This is a genomic window from Parasphingopyxis sp., assembly GCF_052168295.1.
GTDB lineage: Bacteria > Pseudomonadota > Alphaproteobacteria > Sphingomonadales > Sphingomonadaceae > Parasphingopyxis.
Genome location: NZ_JBQLZN010000067.1, coordinates 48,553 through 68,979, shown reverse-complemented (window position 1 = coordinate 68,979; position 20,427 = coordinate 48,553). Strand labels below are relative to the sequence as shown.

15 protein-coding genes are annotated in these 20,427 nt (G+C 61.2%); 9 read left to right on the top strand and 6 right to left on the bottom strand.

Going from position 1 to position 20,427, the window contains the following annotated elements; translation table 11 throughout:
• Positions 1-250: 250 nt before the first annotated feature.
• Complete coding sequence (locus ACTS1Z_RS11165) at positions 251-871, top strand: helix-turn-helix domain-containing protein (RefSeq protein WP_442624542.1); 621 nt, start codon at positions 251-253, stop codon at positions 869-871.
• Between the two features lie 165 nt (positions 872-1,036).
• Here ACTS1Z_RS11165 and ACTS1Z_RS11160 read toward each other — a convergent pair whose 3' ends face one another.
• From ACTS1Z_RS11160 to ACTS1Z_RS11150, 3 genes are all read right to left on the bottom strand, one after another.
• On the bottom strand, positions 1,037-1,678 hold the full coding sequence (locus ACTS1Z_RS11160; RefSeq protein ID WP_442624541.1) for a helix-hairpin-helix domain-containing protein: 642 nt from the start codon (positions 1,676-1,678) through the stop codon (positions 1,037-1,039).
• Between the two features lie 124 nt (positions 1,679-1,802).
• Positions 1,803-3,860, bottom strand: coding sequence for an alkaline phosphatase D family protein (locus ACTS1Z_RS11155; protein ID WP_442624540.1), 2,058 nt, complete (start codon positions 3,858-3,860; stop codon positions 1,803-1,805).
• A 15-nt stretch (positions 3,861-3,875) separates the two neighbouring features.
• Positions 3,876-5,846 (bottom strand): TonB-dependent receptor, encoded by a 1,971-nt coding sequence (locus ACTS1Z_RS11150; RefSeq protein WP_442624539.1) that lies wholly within the window; start codon positions 5,844-5,846, stop codon positions 3,876-3,878.
• A 187-nt stretch (positions 5,847-6,033) separates the two neighbouring features.
• On the opposite strand from ACTS1Z_RS11150, the gene ACTS1Z_RS11145 reads away from it, so the two are divergent.
• A complete protein-coding gene (locus ACTS1Z_RS11145) occupies positions 6,034-7,278 on the top strand; it encodes a TetR family transcriptional regulator (RefSeq protein WP_442624538.1) in 1,245 nt (414 codons plus the stop codon).
• An 84-nt stretch (positions 7,279-7,362) separates the two neighbouring features.
• On the opposite strand, the gene ACTS1Z_RS11140 is transcribed toward ACTS1Z_RS11145, so the two are convergent.
• A complete protein-coding gene (locus ACTS1Z_RS11140) occupies positions 7,363-8,754 on the bottom strand; it encodes an alpha/beta hydrolase family protein (protein WP_442624537.1) in 1,392 nt (463 codons plus the stop codon).
• Positions 8,751-9,845 carry an alpha/beta hydrolase gene (locus tag ACTS1Z_RS11135; protein WP_442624536.1) on the bottom strand — a complete coding sequence of 365 codons (1,095 nt, stop codon included), beginning with the start codon at positions 9,843-9,845 and terminating at the stop codon, positions 8,751-8,753. The genes ACTS1Z_RS11140 and ACTS1Z_RS11135 overlap by 4 nt, the downstream gene beginning before the upstream one ends.
• Positions 9,846-9,999: 154 nt before the next feature.
• Here ACTS1Z_RS11135 and ACTS1Z_RS11130 point away from each other — a divergent pair, with 154 nt between their 5' ends.
• The gene (locus tag ACTS1Z_RS11130) at positions 10,000-10,842 is read left to right on the top strand and encodes a DUF6544 family protein (protein WP_442624535.1); all 843 of its coding nucleotides are present in this window, start codon (positions 10,000-10,002) and stop codon (positions 10,840-10,842) included.
• A complete protein-coding gene (locus ACTS1Z_RS11125; RefSeq protein ID WP_442624534.1) occupies positions 10,839-11,810 on the top strand; it encodes an alpha/beta fold hydrolase in 972 nt (323 codons plus the stop codon). Before ACTS1Z_RS11130 ends, ACTS1Z_RS11125 begins: the two co-directional genes overlap by 4 nt.
• A 517-nt stretch (positions 11,811-12,327) precedes the next feature.
• Here ACTS1Z_RS11125 and ACTS1Z_RS11120 read toward each other — a convergent pair.
• On the bottom strand, positions 12,328-13,221 hold the full coding sequence (locus tag ACTS1Z_RS11120) for a LysR family transcriptional regulator (protein WP_442624533.1): 894 nt from the start codon (positions 13,219-13,221) through the stop codon (positions 12,328-12,330).
• Positions 13,222-13,364: 143 nt separating this feature from the next.
• Between ACTS1Z_RS11120 and ACTS1Z_RS11115 the strand changes: the two genes are divergently transcribed.
• From ACTS1Z_RS11115 to ACTS1Z_RS11095, 5 genes are read left to right on the top strand one after another with little or no spacing between them, the layout of a single operon-like run.
• Positions 13,365-15,557, top strand: coding sequence for a TonB-dependent receptor (locus ACTS1Z_RS11115; RefSeq protein WP_442624532.1), 2,193 nt, complete (start codon positions 13,365-13,367; stop codon positions 15,555-15,557).
• Entirely contained in the window at positions 15,554-16,594 is a 1,041-nt protein-coding gene (locus ACTS1Z_RS11110; RefSeq protein WP_442624531.1) for a VOC family protein, read from the top strand. Before ACTS1Z_RS11115 ends, ACTS1Z_RS11110 begins: the two co-directional genes overlap by 4 nt.
• Entirely contained in the window at positions 16,591-17,640 is a 1,050-nt protein-coding gene (locus ACTS1Z_RS11105; RefSeq protein ID WP_442624530.1) for a VOC family protein, read from the top strand. The genes ACTS1Z_RS11110 and ACTS1Z_RS11105 overlap by 4 nt, the downstream gene beginning before the upstream one ends.
• Positions 17,641-18,975, top strand: a complete 1,335-nt coding sequence (locus ACTS1Z_RS11100; protein WP_442624529.1) for an MFS transporter — start codon at positions 17,641-17,643, stop codon at positions 18,973-18,975.
• Positions 18,968-19,441: a VOC family protein gene (locus ACTS1Z_RS11095; protein WP_442624528.1), complete on the top strand. Its 474-nt coding sequence runs from the start codon at positions 18,968-18,970 to the stop codon at positions 19,439-19,441. Before ACTS1Z_RS11100 ends, ACTS1Z_RS11095 begins: the two co-directional genes overlap by 8 nt.
• Positions 19,442-20,427 lie beyond the last annotated feature (986 nt).

The window sequence follows — 20,427 nt, the reverse complement described above, 5'->3', positions numbered from 1 at the left end:
TTGAGCCTGGGCCGCAGGAGCAACAAAGGCCGCCAAGAACGCGGCACGAAGCAATTGGTTCAAGACTCGATTCGCAGGACCTATTTCGACCCTAAATGATTGCAATTTCATAATTTTTTGACCCCTCATGCTGGGGCCAAAGATAGAGCAGAGACTTTACCGTTAGAGGAAGGGTGGACTACACAAAGTTGACGTTTGCGCCTGAAAACACCTAACGCGACCTCGTATTCCGGCGAAAGGCGACCGAGTGATGGATACGGTTCGTTCCCATTGGCCAAGCCTGGTTCGGACTATCAGGTCGCGCCGCGGCTGGAGCCAGTCGGTGCTGGCCGAGCATCTTGGTGTCGACCAGACCACGATATCGCGCTGGGAGCGGGATATCGACAAACCCGGCATTCGCCTGCGTCGAGTTCTGCTCGATATGCATCGCGTCGGCATGGCCGATCGGCAAGATCAGGTGATACGCAAACGTGTTCGCAACGCTTTTTGGCCGTCATCGCTGGTTGCCCCGGGCGCGCGGTTTCTGGAGATTAGCCAGTCCGCGCTCAATCAGATCGGCCATCGCAATGACGAGCTGCGCGGCAAATCGATTTATGGTCTTTTCGGCCAACGAGTCGACGAGGTCACCGAGCGCTGGGAAGCGAGCGGGATATTCCAAGGGGAAATCGCGATGACGGTTTCGGTAAACAGTTTCGTCGAGCAAGACACCCGTTTTCACGTCAAGACCATGGATACGCCGCACCACACCTCCGACGGCGATATCTGGTGCGTATGCGAAATTCAGCTAATCGGGGCAACCGAGTATGGACGCCTTAAGGGCTTCTTTGGTGGCGATACGCTGCAAGTCCCATTCGATGAACTGTCCCGGTAACCGGATTGCGTATACTATCTGTCCTGTGAGTGTCATGGTTTCCGGAGCCGGTTGCCGTAGCGTGATCGTGGTAACAAGGTCATGCCGAGTCTCGTATATCGGCGAGCAGCGGAATCGCTTGGTTGATCAAACATTTACATCTCTCACTATAACAAAAGTCCAGTGCTAGAATTGCATCAATGAAAATCGCGCGATTTCGGAATAATCTGCACGTTGCGCGGATGGCGTTGGAGGCCGGACAATGAGATTAGCGATGTCGCTTTCATCTTTGAGTGTGATGAAGCAGACCCCCTTGGCGCTGCCCGGCCGCTGACGGATCAGGACAATACCGGCGACGTGCACCCGGCCTCCGAAGAATTTCTTGCGTAAGGCTGCGGTACGGATGAAGCCGCGTACTTTATCGTCGCCGCGCAGGAATTCGAACGGATGCGCCTTTAGCGACAGCCGGATCGTCTGATAATCGGCGACGACATGTTCGCAGATCGGCATTTCAGGCCGCAGGACTGGCGTCTCACTGCCCTCATCGCGTTTCTCGGCAAAGGTGAAGATTGGCAGGTCAGGCGCCTGTTCGCTCGCGCGACTGTCCCATAGCGCGTGGCGGCGGTCGAGGCCGATCGGGCGGAAGGCATCGGCCGCAGCAAGCTTCTGGATCGCGCTGACGAAGATACGCGTGCGCGCTTTGAGATCTTCGGCATCCGCATATGATCGATCGCACTCTGCCATGATCGCCGAGGCATCGTCCTTGGCGACACCGCCGATCTGTCGGAATCCGAGGCGCCGGCCAAGCGATCTCCCTCGATATCGCACTCCGCCGGTGGACCACCCTGATGGGGCAGGCTAAATCTCAGCGAACCGTTCGCTTGCGGCCCCAAACCTTGCGTCCGCGAATTCGTCGGATATCGAGAGTAAAACTTCCCAGTGTCAATCAACTTCATTGTGATGCATATGGAAACGGAATTCGACCTTCGAACGTGGGCTCGGAAAATAGTCTGGCTTCGGCTGCATTTCGAATCACATTCAACGTAGCGCGATAGACTGGCCGTTGGGGTGACTCATATGATTGTGCGATCTGATTGGCCTCATAGGCGTCATAGGTCACGGTCAAGTTTTTGCTCTCGACCAAAACTGTGGCAACGCCATAGGACTGCACGTCGACGAATCGCAAATGCTCCTGCCATTTCTGAAGGTGATCGAGATCAAGCGACCGACCGGTTGCGTGATCGCGAAGCAAACGTTCGGAGGCTTCTCGGCCGTAAATAAAGGAGAAATTCATCCAGCGCGGCCCCGGTTCGTCATCCGGTCCGCCGATCAGGCGCGCGGCGAGACTTCCTTGCATCCGGCCTTGTACGAAGCCGCGCAACACATCGCCCAGACTCGTCGAACTCACGCCGCCCACACAGAATTCGCTAGCGATGCTTTCCGAATCCATCTGCCGGTCCGTTTTGAGGGTGCCGGCCATGTGCATGTGATGATCGCCGGAAAGAAATACGACGCCCGATATGTCGTCCGCCGCAATATGATCGAGCAGTGCCTTGCGTTCGGTTGGATAGCCTTCCCAAGAATCGATCGTGAAAACAACCTCATCGTCAACGGTTTCGCCGCTCTCGATATCGTACCGGAAGTCCAGCCCCAGCGGCAGCACGGGTACGGAGCTTGCGCACAGCTTCCAGGCTGCGGGGGATCCCGACAGGCTGTCGGTGAGCCAGCGAAACTGCCGGCTTCCCAACATCGAGCCGGGTTCGGCATCCATGCGCGTATTGATCAGCGAATGGCCTTGATGCTCTATTGTTGCCGCCGGATCGCCGCCATTGGCCGTGCGGCCGGCATCGAAACTCTCAATCACGTTGCGCGGGAGCAGTGCCCTCGCATGGAGCGAAAGCTGTTTAGCGGTTTCCGCAGGTACGGCCGGTTCGGAGCGATAGGAACGGCTATCGGTCAGAATAATATCGGCGAGCCCGCCCCAGCGCAGCTTTCGCGGCAGGGCGATGGCGTCGATCGCAGCGCGGTTATTGAGTTCATCCGCCGGGTCTATGCCCGTCCCGTGTCCGAAATCGACGTCTTCGACCGTGGTGGCGCGAAAATCGTGCGCGAGCGGGCCCGTCAACCGCGCGGGAATATATTCAAACCACGCTTGGCTGGCGGCAACGCGGCGACGCTGCGACGGCTCTCCGACATCCGTATAGGTCGCCATTGATTGCCAGGCGTCGTTCGTGAATTCGTGATCGTCCCAGATGCACAGAAACGGCCAGCGCGCGCGCGCCGCACGCAACCACGGATCGGCCAGATAGGAACGGTAGAGATAGCGATAATCGTCAACGCTCTCGGCATATTGATAGCTGAGTTCCGTGCCGGAAATCCCGTCAGACGTCTCCCAGGCGCGGCCTGGGAGCGTCAGCGGCCGTACGCCGCCGCGAAAGATCATCTCATAAATGAAGTCGCCCAGGAACAGCACGAAATCGAGCGGCGCCTCGCCGCTGCGCTCGCGTTCGATCAATGTGCGATAGGCATGATAATAGCCGGTCTGATAATTCTGGCAGGAAGCGGTAGCGAAGCGAAATGGCTGCGGCATATCCGGATCGGGTGCGGTTCGGGTGCGGCCGATGGGAGATGCGGCGCCACTGGCCGTTACGAACCGGTAATAATAATACGATGACGGCTGGAGCCTATGAATGGCAGCCCGGATCGTGTGATCCAAAGCAGCCGAGGCCTCAATCATCTGCTCCGCTATGACGGTTGAGAAGTCCGGTTGCTCTGAAAGCTGGACTGCCAGTCGAACCTCGCCGCCCTCTTCAGGCGGCCGGACACGGGTCCATAGGATAACAGAGCCCGGTTCCGGATCGGCCGACGCTACGCCTTCGGGAAAGTCGCGCAGGGCATCCTCGCCACCGCCGTGTAATATCCGCGCAACAGGCGCGGCGCGGGCGCCGGCCGTCACGGAGACGACTCCCGCGGCGAGCAACCGCAGCAAATTTCGCCGTGTATCGTCCATGACTGCTGCTTCCTGTTAGAATCGGACGTTGACTTCGCCGGTCACGGTCAGCGGCCGCGCAAAATGCGCGAGGGTCGAACCCGCCGCGACGATGCCGCGGGTGGCATAATCCTCGTCGAAAAGGTTGCGACCGACCAGTGCAACCCTGACGGGGCCGAAATCGTAGGAGATCTGCGCGTTGAGCAGCGTATAGCTCGACTGGATCGAACTGTTCGCTGCGTCATAGGGCATCGGGCCGACATGGGTCAGGTCGACACCCGCACCGAGGCCTTCGACCGGTCGCCAGGAGCCGCCGACCGATAGCGTGTATTCCGGCACTGATTCGATGCGATTGTCGGAAAAGGACAGACCGGGCTGCGGTTCATAATCGCGATAGCGCGCATTGGTGAAGCCGCTGCGCACGAACAGATTGGCGGCATTGGCGGGCCGCCATTCGAACGAGGCTTCGGAGCCCCAACTGCGTGCGCGGGCGGCGTTGTCGACGATTGTTCCGATCGTGAACGGGTCGGTGGACGTAATCACGCTGCGTTGGACCTGAAGGTCGGTCCAGTCGATGTAGAAGGCGGCGGTTTCGAGCTGAAACCGCCCATTAGCGAACTGCCTCTTGTATCCGAGTTCATACTGCCAGGTATTTTCCGGATCATAGCTGACATCGCGGGTCGGCGCATTGCCTATGAAGACCGAGCCGGCGCGGAAGCCGCGCGTCACCGTCGCATAAATCTGACCATCGCCGCCGAGCAGATAAGCCAAGGCCAATTTCGGCTGCAGCGTCCAGTAGGTCTCCTCGGAATTTTCTTCGGGCAATGTCGGCGCGGCGCGATAGTCGACATCCTGGTTTTCCACGGCAAGACGCAGGCCGGCCGTTATCCGCCAGCGATCCGCGACATCATACACTAGCTCGCCAAACAACGCGCCAGCTCGCGTCGTCCGCTCCTGCCATTGGTCGAGTAAAAGGAAATCGGCAGGGGTGAAAGTGATCGTGCTGCGGAACACATTGCGTTCCCGCAGATAATAGGCGCCGGCAATCCATTCGAACGGCCCGTTCCAAAGCATCGTTTCGCCGGTGAGGCGAAGCTCCTGGGAGAAGCTGTCATATTCGTCGAACTGGCCGATGAGCACCGGGCTGATGACGGCGGATACAGTCAGGTTTCTCCGCGTGGAAGCGAAGGCGGTCGTCGCGCTGACGGTGATCGGCCCGGTTCGCTCTATGGTGAGCACCGGGAGGATAAGTCGGCCATCGCTTTCCCCAAGATCAGGCGCGGGGCTTTGGCGCGGCGTGTCGATCGGCGTCAGGTCGTCGGAGAAGCCTTGATATTCGTCGTAAGTGATGGCTGCGCGGACGAGCCAGTCGCCACCTTCCCAGCCAAAGGTCGCGCGTGCCGTTCCATTGCGATTGCGGTGCGAGTCCGTCCGCCCGAGCACGGGGTTGGTCACGAAGCCGTCGGTTCGTTCATAACGCCCGGCGGCCCGAAAAAAGAGATCACTGTTGTCGATCCGGCCACCCGCGGCCGCGGAAAGGCTCGCAGTATCCCGGCTACCATAGGAGACCACGAGGCGAGCGGGTGCCCCGGTACGGCCATCGTTGGTGACGATATTGATGACGCCGGCCTTGGTGTTTCGCCCGTACAGCGTACCTTGTGGCCCCCTCAATACTTCCACTCGCTCAATGTCGAGCAGCCGATAGGCCCGGCCATAAGGCACGATTACCGAGTCTATGGCGGTGTTGAAATTCTGATTGTCGGACGTCCCGGTCGCGCCGACGCCGCGATAGATAAGGCGATACTGGCCGTCGGAGAATTCGGCGACATCGACATTCGGCGTTAACGCCGCAAGCTCTTCCACGCGGGTGATCCGGGCGGCGGTCAGCGTCTCGCCCGAGAGCACCTCCAGGCTGGTCGGCACATCGAGTTCCGCCTGGTCGCGCTTGTTCGCTGTCACGATGATCGGTTCTGCAACGATGGAGTCGTCCGGTGCTTGCGCATTCAAACCTGTGGGCGCCAGCAGCGGAAATACCGCCACTGCAGTCAAAAATCGGCGGGCGGCGGGATTGTTCTTCTGCCTGCTTCGCTCGCGTCGATCTGTCATTCCCCCAACCTTTCTTTTAACCCGAAACGCCGTGTGGCGTTCTCAACAATCGGCTGGTACTATCGTCCAGTGACATTTAGATGACTCGATGCAGAAAACTCGTAAAAGGCTTTTTCATCGTAAGACTGTCGTCCAGTATGGCGGCTTCATGGGGCCGGAAAGGGGAAGAGTGGCTTTGCCTGCAATTCGTCACGACAAGGTGATCGAGAGATTTGCCGATGCGGGTGCGGAGCTGTGGCGGCAGAACGGTCCGCGCGCGATCAGCTTCGGCGGCGTGGCGCAAGAGGCGGGGGAGGGCAAATCGCTCGTATCCCATCATTATCCGACACGCAAAGAGCTGGTACTGGCAAGCGCGCGAGTGATCGCAAACGAGATTGCCGATGAGATCGGCGACATAGCCAGCGCGTTCGAAGTCGCCGACCAGCAGCTTCACACACGCGAAGACGCCGTAGTCCGGCTGGTCGAATGGCTGACAACCGATGCCAACAATCCGGGCAAATGTCTGCTGGAGCTGGCGGCGCTGGCGATCGCCGACGCCGCCTATGCGCCGCTGCTCGAACCCATCGCCCGCAATCTGTATCAAGCGGTGGGCGCCACGGAGGCCGAACATCCGACACTGCTGATTATTATTGTATTCGGCGAACTCCTTCAGCAAAGCCCGCTGCCGCGCTCGCCGATCGGCCCGGCGGGGTTGCGCGACCGCATAGGGCTCTACTGCTCACCGGACCGGCAATCGCAACGGCTAGTCGATGGCATGCGCGATTTGGTCTCGAGACCCTTGCCACATTTTGGGAAAGCGCATTGGCAGTCTGCCGCCAGCGATCCGGACGGCCCGCGTGACCGGATCATACTGGCCGCGCTGGACATCTTGGCGCGAGGCGACGACCCGACGCATCGTGCGATAGCAGCACATGCCGGCGTATCTCTATCCTCGACGACTTACCATTTCCGCTCGAAAACCGATATTCTGGCCGGCGTTTACGGCTTAATCCGTGCGCGGGTCCGCGAACGCGCTAGCCGAATTCTGGCGACAATGACGGACGGGGCGTCGTGGCTTCCCGAAATGATTGAGAATATGCTGCCCTATTATCTTGCCGAAGGACCGCAAGCGACGATTGCACATCTTCATCTGGTCTTGCTGGCGGCCCGAACACCGGAGTTGCAAGCTTGGGCGTCGCGCGCGCAGGAGACGGAAATCGAATCGCTCCAGCGCATTCTGGCTCAAGCTATCCCGGCCGCACCCAGTAACGTTGCCCGGGCTACGATGTCGTTCATTTCGGGCTTCATCCTGTTCCACCTGGTGAGCGGCGAGAACTGGTTCAAAACGGCATAAATTCTGCGCAAAACCGAACCGGAAATCGATCGATCGCAACCGAAGTTTCGATGACGTCCTCAGGGTCAGCCGGTCCTCGTGCAATCACTGGAGCATGTCGGCGATACGCGACGCGGCCTCGTCGCTCCGGATCAGGCGTGTATAGAGCGCCATATGATCGGCATCGTGGACGATGCGGTTGCGCTCGGGCACCTTCCAGCGATCGAGCAACTGCCTTGCCAGCGCATAAGGCGTCGAGCGGTCACGGCTGCCGAGATAGGTGAGGATCGCCTCCGGAGGAATGGCCGGGGTTTCCGGCGGATCGAGCAGCGGACGAAGCTTCGCCAGCAAGGCGTCCGTCCATCCGGCGCCCCTGACCGCCGCGGTCATGCCGAGCCGTTCCGACAGATCGCCCATCACCACCACCTGATCAACGTGGCTCGAGCCGGCGCCGATGAAGACCATATCGGGCCGCATCGCCTCCGGCCATGCGCCGCAATGGCCGACCACCTGTTGAGCAACGAGCCCGCTAAGGCTTACCCCGCCGACGCCAACGCGCCGCGCGCCTTCCGATCGCGCCCACGCGACGATCGCGGCGGTCTCCCGCGCCTGTGCCGAGAATAGTTCGTAAATGGAAACCGGAGCGCGCGCGAGATAGGGCTCACCGCTGTAGCGTCCCGGAAGCTCCCGCCGCCCATGCCATGGCGATTCGGGAAGGATGGTCCGAACGCCGCGCCTGGCAAGCCGGCGGGCCATATAGTCCTCTTCCGGCCAGTAGCCGATGAGGTCGTAAACCATGCCGAGACCGCTGCCGAACACGAAAGTGGGCGCATCTGTGCTGCCAGACGCTGGCTGGTACACCCGAGCGGTTACGGTGTCGCGGTCGGTAAAGGGCGAGGGCGAGCGGAACCGGATCAGATATTCCGGTCCCGCGGGGCCCGGGATGGACGCGGACCGTTCCACGGCCGCCGGCGCCTCCGGGGCGGCATAGAGAAGTTCCGGTTTCTCTAACCAGCCTGTCGCTTGGCTCAGCGCTTCCGCCGGATCGGGTGTTGCAAACCCGGTGGGCGCTATGCTCGGCTCCTTCCAGAGGAAACGGAAGAGCATTCCGGGTTTCAGGGCTGCCTCCGAAAGTGCGCGGCGCTTTTCTTCCAGCGCCACGAGCGTCGACGGATCGGAAGGTTCGCCGCCCCAGACCGCGTCCTCCCATTGCGCTTCGACCGGCTGCAATGCCGCGCGCCGGTGCGCCAACTCGGTCAGGGCCTTGGTGGCCGAGCCTTCCAGACGACGCCGCGCCGCGTCGGTCGCGCCGAGCGCGTTGAGAAAGTCCGATGGATCGGTATGGAGGACAGCAACGGAACGCGCGCGGGCCATGCGGAATTCGCGCGGCAGCATGGCCATCTTGAGATTGTTGAACAGGCCCGTTGTCAGCAGCCATCCCAGCGGGCCGCATAGCATGCGATGCATTGAAGAGGTGTGAAGTGTATCGCCGCTCATGGTTTCAGACCTCCAATCGGCGCGAGGTTCCGCATGAATTCGGCCAGCATCCGTCTGACCTTGAATATGTGCAGGCCGAACGTCCTGTGACCGGCCGGAAGGCGCCGGACATTGCGAATGTTCCAGTCTTCGGCAAGCGCCGAAATGGGTCCGGGTGGGCAAAGAAGATCGTGTTCGCCATGGACGATGACCATGCGCGCAGCCTTCGTGCGCGGCGGCTCCAGGAGGCGCGGCGTGATCAGGCGCATGGCCCTGGCGACGTGGTCATCGGCAAACCCGGCCAACCTGGCGGCGCGGACGATCCCGGCGCCAATGGGCGTCTGCCAGATCGTCACATGAGGATCGGCAGCCGGGATGAGCATGTAAAGCCCGTCAAGCTCGGCAAGGCGTGCGAGCTGTGCCGCAATATTGCCGCCAAGACTGATTCCGCCTGCGAAGACCCGGCTATAGCCAGAGCCGCGCAGCGCTGCCGCAAGCACTGCGGCGTCCTGCGTGCCTTGCGCAAATCCGCGGACGAGCCGGGGAACGTCGCCGCCGAGCAGATACTGCCCGCTATAGGCGGATGCAGCCGGCGCTCGCTCCATATGCCATGGCAGGGCGATGGCGAAGACATCCATTCCCGCCGCAAGGAAGGGCTGTGCGAAGAGTTTTTCGGCCATGAAGCTGGCGGCAAATCCGCCATGCAACATGATGACGGCAGCGTCGCCGCGTTCCGGCCCCGCCCGCCAGCGGATCCCGTGAACCTTGTCGTTGTCCGGATCACCCGAGGGTGCTGCACTGCGGAATGTGAAACGGTCAGCACCGGGTTTGGAAAGATAATCCGGCGTGAACGCCAATTCGATCCGTTCCAACGGCCCATGCAAGGCGCCGGGATCGAGCGCCGCAAGCTCCTGCAGATCGGCACGTGTCGACACGACAGGCGCCTGCGGTCGGCGCGCGACTAGCCAGCCGTTCAGCCTGTCGAGGCCTTGATGAAGCGCCCTCATGCAGGCCGCTCGTCGGTGTAAAGCGGTGGTATTTTTTGCAAAGCATCGGGGATCATTGCGGAGATATCGGGGGTCACAGATATTGAGTTGCGGGATTGACGACAAGCGTTACCAAGCCGGGTGAAGGCGCTGGTCCGTTCGAATCGCTCACCGAAGGGTTTCAGGACTTGATGCCGGAAATCTGGTGGATCGTCTGATGCGACGAAACTAATCGACTGGGTTCAACGCGCGCACAGCACGCATATAGTTTCGAGAAGTCATGATTAAAGTCCTAGGTGCCTTTCTCGCCGTCATCGTCATCGCTTGCATCGCGCTCCTGCTATGGCGGTGGGCGGACATGCGCGCGGATGAGGCCGCCTGGCGCAAGCTTGCGTCCACCTCGCCGGAGGCGCAGGGCCGATACGATCCGGCGATGACGGACAGCCTGCCGGAGGCGGCGCAGCGCTACTTCGCGTTCACGATTGCGCCGGGAGCGACATTGGCGCCCGTGGTCGCGTTGGAGATGCACGGACAGATCGGGCTGGGGGACAAGGCCAAACCCAATTACCGCCACTTTCAAGCCCGTCAGATCATCGCGCTTCCCCAAGGATTCGTCTGGCGTCTCGATGCAGGGATCATCGGCGGGTCGGACGTTCTGCTGCCGACAAGGTCCTGGACACGCTTCTGGCTGCTCGGCCTCGCGCCGGTCGTCCGTGTAGCCGGCGATGACGATCATCGACGCTCTGCCTTCGGCAGACTTGTCGCAGAGGCGGCCTTCTGGGCACCGGCAAGCCTGCTGCCCGGACCGCATGTGCGATGGGAAGACGCCGGACCCGATACGGCGCGCGCCATCGTCACCTATGACGACCTGGAACAGGCGGTCGAGATCGACATCGCGCCCAATGGCCAGCCACGGTCGGTGGTCATTCAACGGTGGAGTTCGGAAAATCCGGACAAAGTCTGCCGACTGCAGCCTTTCGGTGGATACCTATCCGAGTATCGCGATTTTGGCGGTTATCGCCTGCCGACCCTTGTCGAAGGCGGCAATCATTTCGGGCAGGAAGCGTATTTTGCCTTCTTCAAGGCGGAGATCACAGATGTTCGCGTTGGAGCCGGAGAATGAGTCGCGCACGCCGCCTCATCGTAGCGGCCAGCATTGTCCTGGCGCTCGGCCTCGCCCTCTGGGGCGTGCTGACAGTACTGACCGGTCATGATGCGCGCGCTCGCATCGAGAGTCTGGAGGCGCAGAGACAGTCTGCCGAGACCGGCGAGGGTCTCGTGGAATATGCCGTTGCCGGCGATGGACCGCCTCTCCTGGTCGTTCACGGTGCGGGCGGCGGTTTCGACCAAGGCCTACTCTTTGCCGATGCCTTCGTCGGAGAGGGCTATCGCTCGATTGCGCCGTCGCGCTTCGGCTATCTCGGCAGCCCGCTCCCGGACGATGCATCGACCGAGGCGCAGGCCGATGCGTTCGATGCTCTCCTCGACCATCTCGGGCTCGACCGCGTCCACGTCATGGGAGTGTCCGGCGGGGCGCCTCCGGCCTTGCAATTGGCGTCCCGCCACCCGGAGCGCGTGAGCGGCCTAGTGCTCGTCTCGCCCGCGCCGTTCACACCGCATGGCGCGCCGGATGGCGAACGCCCCATCCCGGCCTGGTTGTACGAAGCGCTCTTTGGCAGCGACACGGTCTATTGGACCCTTTCGAAACTTGCGCCAAGCCGATTGCGCGAAGCATTTGACGCGCGCGCTGAACTGCTCGCCGGACTGCCCGATGAGGAGCGCCGCCGGGTCGATCGCCTTGTTGCATCGTTTCTGCCGGCCTCGCGCCGGATCGAGGGAATCGGCAATGAAGCCGCGGCGATTGCTCCTGACGCCTCCTATTCGTTGGAAGACATCACTGCGCCGACGCTGATCGTCCATGCGCGCGATGATCGCATCAACCCCTTCGCGATCGGCGTCGATCTGTCACAGAGGATCGCAAACGCTGAGTTCGTCGAGATCGAGCGTGGTGGCCATTTGCTGCTGGGGCATCACGAAGAAATCAGGGACCGCGTGCGAACGTTTCTGGACGGAATATCTGCACTAGAATGATCGGAAAAAGCTGGACGACGAACGACTGCTTTTCGAGTTTTCATCCCGATACCTGACTGTCCGAAAAGGCCCAATCTCCGTCAATCAGCATCATATTGAAAGCCATTATAAGCGGATATCAAGGGGTCATGTATAACCGTAATATAGAGGCAAGACTGCCGTCTGGATTTGCGGCCGAAGGATTGACGAGACAACTTCCCACCAAGGCGATCGGTGGCAGGAAATACCATTGAGATCTGAGAATCATCGGCGAAGGCAAGTAGTGGAACGACTAGCCTTGCGCATGGCTAACGTTTTCTCGTCAATAATCGCCTTAATAGATCAGAAAAAATCCGACCCCAGCGCATTGCCCAAACGGCGCGGTCGGAGGCAAGTTGCCTTGCACTGGATTCGACCGTATCCGCTGAGGATAAGCCAGCGATAGACAGCTCGACTGCGTCGGCGGAAAGGCCCTAAGCCAGTTTAAGAAAGCGTTGCTTCTCGAGGAGCAAACCGGCGCTTCGGTCTTTGGCCCGAGCTAGACCGTCGAGTAGGCAGTCTCGATTTCTGTCACGAAGGCAGTCGCGATGGGCGAAAGCGATCGTGCCCGCCGAACCGTAAGTCCGCATTCCTGTGTCCAGTCGAGATCGGGCGTATTCAAGATCGATATTGTTTGCGCTTGCCAATCCGATTCGAGAACCGGCGCCGGCATTATCGAAATCGCGTCGCTGGACGACACTATAGCCTTGATCAGCGTGTAGGAATCGGCATGCAGAACCGGTCGTGGCGGACGCAATTCCGCTGCGTAAAACGGCGCGCCCCAATCCGGTATGACCTCTTCGAAGGGTTCGCCATAGACCCAGCGGGCGTTCGCCAGATCGGCGAGCGATACCGCGTCGCGACGGGCGAGCGGGTGGTCCGGCCCGGCGAAGACGATGTGCGAATCCTCGAACAGCGGCCGGAATGTGAAATCGCTGGCGCTCCTGTCGTCCGGAAGGCGGGTGAGCAGGAAATCTAGTTCTCCCGCGGCGAGCCGGGGGGACAGACCCGCGAACGTCCCGGCGACAGCCGTCAGCCGGACTCCGGGAAAGCGCGCGGTCAGCGATTGCATGGCCGTCGCGAGCTTGCGCGCGCAGATCGATTTGCCCACGCCGAAGCGGATATCCTGGAGCGCGGGGTCGCCGATGCCGGCGACGGCGCGTTTGGCGGCATCCGCATCGCGGAGCAAGGCCACCGCGTGCGAATAGAGCTGTTGCCCCGGCACCGTCGGCAAAACTGCCGTCGGCGTCCGATCGAGCAGTTGGACTTCGAGGCCCTTTTCGAGTTCGCGGATGGACAGGCTGAGCGCCGGCTGGCTGATGTTGATCACATCCGCCGCGCGCAGGAAGCTTCGCTGGTCGACGACGGCAACGAAGTGGCGAAGGCGTTTCAAAGTAATCACAGCCCATAAGTAATATATATTCCAGAATAATATCAATAAATTTGATAAAGCCGAGAAACGCGGTCTAGCGTTCGCTTCTACCCGGTCGGGCAACGACCGCGACCGGGAGGCGCAAGGGAAGAAGGGGACGCTCGATGGCTAATCGCACTTTTTGGATGGGGACGGCTGCCGGCGCGGTGATCGCGGCGCTCGGAGCGCCTGCGTGGGCGCAGGACGCTGGCTCCCGGGCTCAAGATCAGGAGTTCGCTCCGATCGTGGTCACGGCAAGACTACGCGAGGAAAGCCTCCAGGACGTGCCGCTGTCGATAACCGCCTTTGACGAGGATGCGATCGAGCGCGCCGAAATCGCGGATATTTCGACCCTATCGATCCTGACGCCTGGCCTGACGTTCAACGATCCCTTCGGTCGGCTCAACCCGACGGCATCGATGCGGGGGATGAGCAATCCCGGGATCGGCGAAGAGCAGATGGTCGGCTTCTTCATCGACGGCGCGTATATATCCGGACGATCGAGCCTCAATCTGGTCCTGACCGATCTTGAGCGCATCGAAGTGACGCGCGGGCCGCAAGGCGCGCTCTATGGACGCAACACGTTCGCCGGAGCGGTGAATTTCGTCACGCGCGATGCGCCCGATGATTTCGAGGCGGGGCTGGATCTGACGATCGGCACGCATGACCGCTACGAAATCCGCGGCACGGTCGGCGGACCGCTTGGCGACGTTGCCGCGCTGCGCGTCGGCGGCGTCTACCGCTCCTGGGGCGGCTTCTACGAGAATGACAATCCCGGCGGCGTCGATATCGGCGATCAGGAGACGATCGCCGGCAATGCCACGCTGAGCCTCGAGCCGACTGACCGATTGTCGCTGCGTTTTCGAGTCATGGCATCGCATGACGAGGACGCGAACCCGACATCGTTCCTCGTGCCGGCAAACAGCGAGGGCGGGCGCTTCTACACCGGCGAGTTGCCCGAAAGATCGCCGGACGGGTACCGATACGGGCCGGATTCGGAAGGGTTCGAGAGGGACTCGCTGCGCGCCTTCGGCTTTCTCAATTACGAGATAAGCGACGAGTTCTCGTTCGACATCACGACGAGCTTCGCCGACGAGGACATCTTCTACAATTACGACGCCGACCTGCTGCCCGTGCGCTTCTGGGTCTGGGAGCAAGAGACGGACCGGCAAGACTATAGCATCGATGCGCGGGTGAGCCACGAGGCTGCCGACGGTTCGCGTTCGGCAATCCTGGGCGTATCCTATTATGATTTCGAGAATACCCTGCTCGACAATCTTCATCTCCCCGGGTTCGGTCAGACGCCGCCGAACATCGAGTCCATCACGGCAACCCAATCCTTCTCCATCTACGGTTCGATCACACAAGAAATCGGCGATGATATCGAGTTGACGGGCGAGTTGCGCTACCTTCAGGAGGAAAGCGATTTCCGCAGCGACCTTACTGACGCGGCTGGCGTGCCGCTCGATCTCGATGAGAGCTGGGACACATGGTTGCCGCGTTTTTCGTTGTCCTATCGGTTCAGTCCGGACATCCTCGCCTATGCGAGCGCAGCCAGAGGGTTCAAATCTGGCGGCTTCAACTCCAGTCAGAACATATTCGCCGATGAGCGCAGTTTCGATCCGGAATCGAACTGGACCTACGAAGTCGGTCTGAAGACGACCTTGTTCGACGGCCAAATCAACGCGAACGTGGCGGCGTTCTACGTCGACTGGACAAACCAACAGGTTTCCTCTGCTTCGCTCGCCGGCAACACGGCAAACACCTATGTCACCAATGCGGCCGAAACGAGCATTCGCGGTCTGGAGATCGACATTATCGCGCGCTTGGGCGACGGCTTCTCGCTACAGGCCGGATATGCGTTCGCCGATTCGGAGTTCGAGACCTTCTTCGATCCCGCACTTATTGCACTGCCGAGCTACGCACCGGATGGCGACGTGTCTGGCAACACCCTGCCGCGTCAGTCGCGCCATCAGGCTAACGGCGTGTTCGAATATCAGGGGGGCGCCATGGGCGATTGGGACTGGTACGGCCGGGTCGAGGCTCTGTATCAGTCGAGCCAATATTCCACTTCCGCCAACCTCGCCGAGACGGGCGATCAGACCAAGGTCAATCTGCGGATCGGCCTCCAGAACGAGCGTTACGAATTGTCGGCTTGGGTACGCAACGTCTTCAACGACCGTACGCCCGCTGTCGGCATCCGGTTCGTCGACTCCACGAATCGTTTCGGCAACGGCTTCTTCGCTCGGGCTTGGCAGATCACACCGGCAGACGGTCGGACGGCTGGCGTCACCCTGCGTCTGCGACTCGGCCGATGAATGCGGCGGATGCAGCCGGCCGGTTGGCCGTCGGCGGATTGTTCGATGTCTGTCTTGGGGTGGCCGACCTCGTCGAAGCGGTCCGCTACTGGGAGATGTTCGGTTACCGCATGGGTTGGACGGGCGAGCTTTCGGTCACGCAGGCGCAATCGCTCTATGGCGTTGAATCGGCGGCCCGGTCGGTGCGAATGCGACATCAGGATTCCGATCACGGGCTGTTGCGTCTGCTCGCATGGGAGGCGCCGACCGGTCCCGGGCTCGGCATGACGCCGTTTCGGGCTCGCGGAAGCCGATGGAGCGCAGCGGAGGTGGCGCAGATCGCCCGGCCGTTTGCGCATGCGAAATATCATGACGGCCCGATCATCGTTCATGCGCCCGACGCGGTCGCGGCGCCCCAGCCTTATCGCGAGCCTTTCGACGGCCAGATCGGCGTGGCGTTCGAAATGGCGCTCGTACAGCCGCTCGCGCGTCAGGTGCTTTTCGAACGGGCCGACTTTCCGAGCCCGCTCTACGGGCGCATCAACGCGGGAAGCCTGTTTCAGGCGAGCCAGTTCACCCACAGCTGTATCATGACGCAAGACGTGCCCCACGAGGCTTTCGAATTCTATGATCATATACTCGGGTTGAAACGCTCGGGCGATTTCGACCTCGGCTATGACGAAATCGGCTCATCGGGCAAAGATATTTTCGAACTAGAGCCCGGCGAAGGATTTCACATGATCCGATTTGACGACGCGCGGTCCGGCGACGGGGTCGCCAAGCGCTCGGGACGGCTCATCCTGTTCAACTTCAAGGCGGAGAGCGCGCTTGTCGACAAGCGCGACGACGCTTTGTGGGGTGCCTTGGGCCACACGGGCTATTCCTGGCGGGTCGGCGACGTCGAGGCGGTTCACGGCGAAGCGGACCGCGCCGGATGCACGGAACTGAGCGACGTCCTCGCCAACGAATTCGGAGAGCGGAGCTTCACCTGCCGTGCGCCGGACGGCAACCAATGGTGTTTTGTCGATGCACGGGACGTGCGGGGAGTGGGCGGATGACGGAACAAGCGCGCAACGGGCCGGTCGTCGGCGGCATATTCGACGTTTGTATCGGCGTGCCGGATCTGCTGGACGCCATCCGCTATTGGGAACTGTTCGGTTTCAGAGTTGGACAACAAGGCGCACTCGACGCCGCGCGCGCCGATGCGCTCTACGGTGTTCGCAGCGGTGCCAGGATGGTGCGGCTGTTTCATGGCGATGCGGATCACGGCCTGGTCCGGCTGATCGAGTGGGAGCATCCCACGGGTCCGGGGCTGGGGCTGGAGAGCTTCAAGTGCATCGGAAGCCGATGGAGCGCGGCGCTGGTGGAAAAGGTCGCGCGACCGTTCGCCCATGCCAAATATGCGCGCGACGCCGGCACGGAGATCCGGATGCATGCGCCGGATTTCATGCCGGCCGACGGCTCTCCGGCATCCGGAACAGCGTTTTGTCGCCCGATCCGCGGAGCGTTCGAGATGGCAATCGCACAACCCTTTTTCCGGCAAGTGCTCTTCGAACGCGCGGACACCGATAATCCGCTTTATGGTCAGGTCGCGCCACACAGCCTGATGCGGGCCAGCCAGTTCACTCATATGTGCCTGGGCCTCAAGACCGCGTCGGACAGCCAGCTGGCCTTTTACGACGACGTGATCGGCCTGAAGCGCGTCGGCGATTTCGAACTCGGATGGAGTGAGATCGGAACTTCGGGCAAGGACATATTGGAACTCGCCGAAGGCGAAGGATTCCGTCTCGTCAAGTTCGACGATCCGCGATCAGGCGAGGGAGCGTCGAAACGGTCCGGCCGGCTGACCGTGTTCAGCTTCAACAGCGCGACGGTTCTTCCCGACCGGCGATCGGACAGCCTGCCTGGCGCGCTCGGTCATACGCTCTATACAGCGCGTCTGGAAAACCTCCAAGCGGCTGCAAGCTGGCTGGAAGCCAATGGCGCGTCCGAAATGACCGAAATACAGGAAAATGAATTTGGAGAAAGAAGCCTGCTCGCCACGGCGCCCGACGGCATTCGCTGGATGTTCGTCGACGCCGCCGATGCGATGGTGACGGCGTAGGTGGACAAAACGCCGCCGATCCCCCTCGCCCGCGCTTGGGTCGGGGTTGCGATCCTTATCCTGGCCTATATCGCCTCGTTCATCGATCGCGGGATTTTCGCCCTTCTGATCGAACCGATAAAGGCCGATCTCGATCTATCCGATACCCAGATCAGCTGGCTCATGGGGCCGGCGTTCGGCATCATGTATGCCGCGCTCGGCCTCCCGGTGGCCTGGCTCGCCGATCGGTACAGCCGGCGCACCATAATCGCGATCGGCATGACCTTCTGGAGCATCATGACCGCGATGTGCGGGCTCAGCCGCGATTCCCTGCAACTCGCCTTGGCGCGCATCGGCGTCGGCGTCGGCGAGGCGACACTCGGACCGTCCGCCTACTCCCTGATCTCCGACAGCTTCACGCGGGACAAGGCGCTTCGCGCAGTCGGGCTTTTCACCATGGGCCAGTCGATCGGCGCCGGCCTGGCATTTCTCGTCGGCGGCCAGGTGATCGCCTGGGTCGGCTCGGCGGCTGCCATCAACCTGCCGATCGTCGGCATTCTGGAACCCTGGCAAGTCACTTTCGTCGTCGTCGGCTTGCCGAGCCTATTGCTGGTGCCGCTGCTCTACGTCGTGGCCGAACCGCCCCGCGCCGGAAAGGCGGCAAACCCGGGAGAGAAATATGCGCTCTTCCGCTTCGTCCGGCAGGAACGCGCGCTGATTGCGCCCCTCTTCATCGGTGCCTCGATCACGACGGTGCTCGGCTACGCCTATTTCTGGGTGCCGGAGATGTTTCGCCGGGTCTGGGAGTGGGACATGCAACTGATCGGAATCACCTATGGCGGCGGGCTGGCCATCGCCGGACCGCTCGGCGTCGTTATTGGCAGCCGTCTGTCGGAGCGACTCTTCGCGGCCGGGGATCCCGCCGGACCTCTGCGCGCGATCATCATATCGGTCGGCCTGTTCGCCATTTTCGGCGCCGCTGCGCCACTGATGCCCAGCGCAGAGCTGTCGATGGCAGCCTTCATTCCCGCACTGATCGCATTGGCGATGTCGTCAGCGACCACCTCGGCCGCGGTATTGCATATTGCGCCTGCCGCCATCCGGGCCCAGTTTTCCGCCGCCTATCTACTGACGATCACGCTGATGGGGGTAATTTTCGGTCCGACATCGGTGGCCATGCTCACCGACTCGGTCTTCCGCGACGAAACCATGCTGAACTGGTCGCTCGCCACCGTGGCGCTGACGATGAGTCTTTTGTCGCTCATGCTGCTCGCGATCGCCCGCAAAGCCTATCGCCGGGTCTCCTCGGCAGGAGATGCGTCGGCGCCTTTCAGGATGGAGGTCATCGATGGCTGATCAGGTCAAGCGCACGACGCTGATGGTGCGAGACGGTGAGCGCGCCGCCCGATGGTATGAACAGGTATTCGGAATGACTCGCTGGATGGACGCGCCATTCACTCTATCGGGCAACCTGCTTGCGGCCGGGCGCGCCGGCGACGAGACGCGGCTTATCATTATCAAATGCCGGCATGACAAGATTGGCATGATCGGGCTATTGGAGTGGATCGACCCGCGCCGAACGGTGCCCCGGGTGTTGCCCACCGAAATCGCTTTCGGCGCGCCGATCTTCGTCGTCGAGTCAGAAGACGCCCGCGGTACGGTCGAACGGGCGCATACCTTAGGTTCGCGCATCCATTGCGAGCCCCATCAATGGACCGTCACCGGCGCGGATGGCGCGCATAAGGTGATGATCGGCTGCTCCTTCTGGGATCTGGACGGCTACTTTTTTGAGGTCAACCAGCCATTGAATCTCGGTGATTGAACGGCCAGGACGGGCAGAGATCGTCCGTCGGCAAGCCGCCCGCTTCTCCGGACAGCGTTCGCTATCCGACGATGAAGTAGGGTTTGTGCTCCCTAGACGGTGCCGCCACGCATCCGATACCCGTACCCACCGAACGAAAGAGGATGACGCCCGAAATGAGGGACATCGTCGCAAGAGCTGCAGCCTTCACCGATCGCGAACGCTTTCGCCGGCGAACTAACTTGCCTCCTGAATTGAGGATCGCGCCATGTAAAAATATTCAAATTCGAGGTTATGGATTTCGCCCCGCGCAGTTTTCAGTGATCTGGTAGCATCTCAATTTGAGCGTCGATCAGTCGGAGGTGACGCCGGCGTTTTCGAACTGCGAGCATTTGCAACCATTCTCCGGCAACGAGGATTCTTGGCCCAGTTTGAACAGGTTAGCCAAAACAAATCTTTTGTGGCGTTTTTCATGGTACTTCCACAGGAAAGCTCACATGAAATGATTAGAAAACAGTATCTTAGTTAACAAATTCGAATCCCACCCTCTCCGCCACCTGCCGGCTCGGCACGCACGCGATGGTCCGCCGCCCGGGCGATGCTGGCCCCTCGGGGCTCGCCCTGGCGATTGCGGCCAGGGCTTAAGTTGACAGCTGCTTGACGGGCTGTTGACGCAGGGCACCCATCCGTGCGGCGGCGGGCCTGTTCGGTGCTGCCGCGCAATATTGTTTCAGCAATGCGACAGGTGAAACACGTAGCGTTGCGCGCCGGGAGTCTCCGCAATGCGGAACTTCACATGGCTCACATGCCCTGAAAGCGAAAGGGTGCGCCGGGTCGGCGGCGGGCATCGGAGGAACGGACGGAGTCAAAGAGCCGGGGTCGCGTCCAAGGAGAGACTCGGCCCGCCAAGGCTGGCCGGACAAATCCTACATTGGAAGGCTTCGCTATCGAGCCCGCGCCGCCACTCTAGAAGCAGCTGCTCGATCCGAACGTCGCCCCCGGCGCCT

Excerpts from the sequence above, each read along its gene's own strand:
- ACTS1Z_RS11125 (WP_442624534.1), top strand. The coding sequence starts at position 10,839 with ATGAGTCGCGCACGCCGCCTCATCGTAGCGGCCAGCATTGTCCTGGCG.
- ACTS1Z_RS11130 (WP_442624535.1), top strand. The coding sequence starts at position 10,000 with ATGATTAAAGTCCTAGGTGCCTTTCTCGCCGTCATCGTCATCGCTTGC.
- ACTS1Z_RS11110 (WP_442624531.1), top strand. The coding sequence starts at position 15,554 with ATGAATGCGGCGGATGCAGCCGGCCGGTTGGCCGTCGGCGGATTGTTC.
- ACTS1Z_RS11105 (WP_442624530.1), top strand. The coding sequence starts at position 16,591 with ATGACGGAACAAGCGCGCAACGGGCCGGTCGTCGGCGGCATATTCGAC.
- ACTS1Z_RS11115 (WP_442624532.1), top strand. The coding sequence starts at position 13,365 with ATGGCTAATCGCACTTTTTGGATGGGGACGGCTGCCGGCGCGGTGATC.
- ACTS1Z_RS11140 (WP_442624537.1), bottom strand. The coding sequence starts at position 8,754 with ATGAGCGGCGATACACTTCACACCTCTTCAATGCATCGCATGCTATGC.
- ACTS1Z_RS11155 (WP_442624540.1), bottom strand. The coding sequence starts at position 3,860 with ATGGACGATACACGGCGAAATTTGCTGCGGTTGCTCGCCGCGGGAGTC.
- ACTS1Z_RS11145 (WP_442624538.1), top strand. The coding sequence starts at position 6,034 with ATGCAGAAAACTCGTAAAAGGCTTTTTCATCGTAAGACTGTCGTCCAG.
- ACTS1Z_RS11095 (WP_442624528.1), top strand. The coding sequence starts at position 18,968 with ATGGCTGATCAGGTCAAGCGCACGACGCTGATGGTGCGAGACGGTGAG.
- ACTS1Z_RS11165 (WP_442624542.1), top strand. The coding sequence starts at position 251 with ATGGATACGGTTCGTTCCCATTGGCCAAGCCTGGTTCGGACTATCAGG.